This window comes from Pseudomonas sp. SDO524_S393 (assembly GCF_054071875.1).
Genome location: NZ_JBSVVZ010000138.1, coordinates 1 through 3260, shown reverse-complemented (window position 1 = coordinate 3260; position 3260 = coordinate 1). Strand labels below are relative to the sequence as shown.

Annotated in this window: 3 protein-coding genes; all 3 read right to left on the bottom strand. The window is 62.5% G+C overall.

All coding sequences use genetic code 11. From position 1 onward, the window contains the following. Positions 1 to 63: 63 nt before the first annotated feature. On the bottom strand, positions 64 to 498 hold the full coding sequence (locus tag ACW9IB_RS29305) for a nuclear transport factor 2 family protein (protein WP_457416792.1): 435 nt from the start codon (positions 496 to 498) through the stop codon (positions 64 to 66). A gap of 113 nt (positions 499 to 611) precedes the next feature. Beyond that, positions 612 to 1562: an alpha-E domain-containing protein gene (locus ACW9IB_RS29300; protein ID WP_457369102.1), complete on the bottom strand. Its 951-nt coding sequence runs from the start codon at positions 1560 to 1562 to the stop codon at positions 612 to 614. A gap of 3 nt (positions 1563 to 1565) precedes the next feature. Further along, positions 1566 to 2975 (bottom strand): circularly permuted type 2 ATP-grasp protein, encoded by a 1410-nt coding sequence (locus tag ACW9IB_RS29295; RefSeq protein WP_457416790.1) that lies wholly within the window; start codon positions 2973 to 2975, stop codon positions 1566 to 1568. Positions 2976 to 3260 lie beyond the last annotated feature (285 nt).

Sequence of the window (3260 nt, the reverse complement as noted above, 5' to 3'; positions counted from 1 at the left end):
GCAACTCATCTGTTACTGACCCACCGCTTTCGCGAGCAAGCCCGCTCTCACAGTGGTCCTGTGTCAGGCTTGGGATTTGGCCTTGGCCAAATAGGGCGCCAGGCGCCGGCCCATTTCTTCACCCAGGGCCTGCAACCCGCTCAGGGGGCGGATCATCACTTCGAACTCGATGATCTGCCCTTGTTCGTCGAAGCGGATCAGGTCGATGCCTTTGAGCTGCTTGTCGCCGACCCGTGCGCTGAATTCCAGCACCACACTCAGGCCGTCGGCGGTGGCGAGTTCGCGGTGGTACACGAAGTCTTCGAACACATTGATCACGGTGTTGAGGATCATCGACACCACCGGCGCACCGGGGTAGGGCGTATGAGCCATGGGCGAGCGGAACACCGCATCGGCGGCCAGCAGTGCGGGCAGGGCGGTGAGGTCGCGGTTGGCCAGCATGCCGTGCCAGCGTTGCAGGGTCTGGGCGGCTGCGGGGGCGAGTTTCAATTCGGACATGCGCTGTACCTGTTCTTATGGTGGGAAGGCGGTTCACCTGCCCAACATAAGAGCGGTACCGAAGCGCGGTCAATCACCCGAACTGACAGTTGAGTGACTGGAGTGAACAGGCTTTACACCACCTCCAGGTAGGAGCTGTGAATCGCCCGCGCCAGTTCACGCACCGTGTCGATGAACTCCGTGAGCCGGCTGTGCAGGCCCGCGTCGAGGATTTCATCGATGCCGGTGTAGCGCAGCCGTGCTTCGAACTCGGCGGCCAAGCGTTGGGCCGTGCGCCCGTAGCTGCCGGGCAGGTCGGCGAGGATGTGGCTCAACTCCTCGATGCAGGCGTGCAATGAGCGCGGCACGTCACTGCGCAACAGCAGCAGCTCGGAGACCGAGCGGGCGTTCAAGGCGTTGGGGTACAGCTCGGTATAGGCCTCGAACGACGACAACGCACGGAGCAGGGCGCTCCATTGGTAATAGCCGCGTGCCGAGAGATCGCTGACTTCTTCCGACTCTTCGCCGAACATCTCGTAACGTGCATCGAGCAGACGCAGGGTGTTGTCGGCGCGTTCGACAAAGGTGCCCAGGCGAATGAAGCGGTAGGCGTCATTGCGCATGATCGTCCCGGATGTCGCACCACGAAACAGGTGCGAGCGCTGCTTGACCCAGTCACAGAAGTGGCTGATGCCGTGCCGCGCCAGGCCGCCGGCGGCGATGCTGCGCATTTCCAGCCAGGTGGCATTGAGGTTTTCCCACATGTCGGCGGTAATGCGCCCGCGTACCGCATGGGCATTGCCCCGGGCGGCGCGCAGGCAGTTGTAGATGCTGGCGGGGTTTTCTTCGTCGAGGGCAAAGAAATGCAACATGCGCTCGGCGTCGAGTTGCTTGTGACGCTCGAGGTAACTGTCCAGGGTGCCGCTGCTGAGCAGCGACATGGCCAGTTCGTCGAGGCCGTCGCTGCGCCCGGCCTGGGGCATCAACGACAGCGAGTAACTGACTTCCAGCATGCGCGCCAGGTTCTCGGCACGCTCCAGATAACGGGACATCCAGTACAGGTCCGCGGCGGTTCTACTCAGCATGATTCAGCCCTCCACCACCCAGGTGTCCTTGGTTCCGCCGCCTTGCGACGAGTTGACGATCAACGAGCCTTCCTTCAGCGCCACCCGCGTCAGGCCGCCGGGGACCAGGCGGGTTTCCTTGCCCGACAGCACGAAGGGGCGCAGGTCGATGTGCCGGGGCGCGATGCCGTTTTCGACGAAGGTGGGGCAGGTGGACAGGCTCAGGGTCGGCTGGGCGATGTACGCGTGGGGCCGCGCCTTGATACGCTGGCGGAAGTCCTCGATCTCGGCGGCGCTCGATGCCGGGCCCACCAGCATGCCGTAGCCGCCCGAGCCCTGGGTTTCCTTGACCACCAGCTCCGGCAGGTTGGCCAGTACATGGGACAGTTCATCCGGTTTGCGGCACTGGAACGTCGGCACGTTTTGCAGCACCGGTTCTTCATCCAGGTAGAAGCGGATCATTTCCGGCACATAAGGGTAGATCGACTTGTCGTCGGCCACGCCGGTACCGATGGCATTGGCCAGTACCACATTGCCGGCGCAATAGGCGGCGACCAGGCCGGGCACGCCGAGCATCGACTGCGGGTTGAACGCCAACGGGTCGAGGAAGGCGTCGTCGATGCGGCGGTAGATCACGTCCACGGCCTTGGGGCCGTCGGTGGTGCGCATGAACACCTTGAGGTCCTGCACGAACAGGTCGGCGCCTTCCACCAGTTCCACACCCATTTCCCGGGCCAGAAACGCATGTTCGAAAAACGCACTGTTGAAGCGGCCCGGGGTCAGCACCACCACATTGGGGTTGTCCAGGCGGCTGGCGCTTTTGAGAGTCTTGAGCAGCAGGTTGGGGTAGTGGTCCACCGGCGCGATGCGCTGTTTGGCGAACACTTCCGGGAACAGGCGCATCATCATCTTGCGGTCTTCAAGCATGTAGCTGACGCCGCTGGGGGTGCGCAGGTTGTCTTCCAGTACGTAGTAGGTGCCGTCGCCGTCGCGCACCAGGTCCACGCCGGAAATATGCGAATAGAGGTTGCGGTGCAGGTCCAGGCCGATCATGGCCTTCTGGTAACCCTCATTGCCCAGCACCTGGTCCGCCGGGATGATTCCGGCCTTGATGATGCGCTGGTCATGGTAGATGTCGGCGAGAAACATGTTCAGCGCATTCACGCGCTGGATACAGCCGCGTTCGATCACGCTCCATTCGCTGGCGGGGATGCTGCGGGGGATGATGTCGAAGGGGATCAGGCGCTCGGTGTCCTGTTCGTCGCCATAGAGCGTGAAGGTGATCCCGGCCCGATGGAACAGCAGATCGGCTTCGCGACGGCGCTGGGCCAGCAGTTCCGGCGGCGTGTTGGCCAGCCAGCGGGAGAATTCCTGATAGTGCGCACGGCAAACGCCTTGTGCGTCATTCATTTCATCGAAGAAAGATCGAGCCATTCCAGTACCTTGTCAGTGCCGAGGGACGCATGGGGGCACTGCCGCTTTGAAAAACGCATATTTTTATGAGCCCGTGGCTAAGGGTGCCAACAGGCCTGGTCCTTACTTTCTTATGGGGTCGGCTCTGGGTCGGGGGGTAACGATTGCTCCTGTATCCGGGCAGATGAATGGATAAAGCAATGCGTGTGCCGAAACCCTTAAACCCCCACCTCTTTGTAGTGAGCGGGCTTGTCCCGCGCTGGGCTGCGCAGCGGCCCCACATAAAGCGGGAGCGCTGCGCACTCC

What these genes read in the sequence shown, in the direction of transcription:
- ACW9IB_RS29300 (WP_457369102.1), bottom strand. Translation starts at nt 1,562, where the DNA reads ATGCTGAGTAGAACCGCCGCGGACCTGTACTGGATGTCCCGTTATCTG.
- ACW9IB_RS29305 (WP_457416792.1), bottom strand. Translation starts at nt 498, where the DNA reads ATGTCCGAATTGAAACTCGCCCCCGCAGCCGCCCAGACCCTGCAACGC.
- ACW9IB_RS29295 (WP_457416790.1), bottom strand. Translation starts at nt 2,975, where the DNA reads ATGGCTCGATCTTTCTTCGATGAAATGAATGACGCACAAGGCGTTTGC.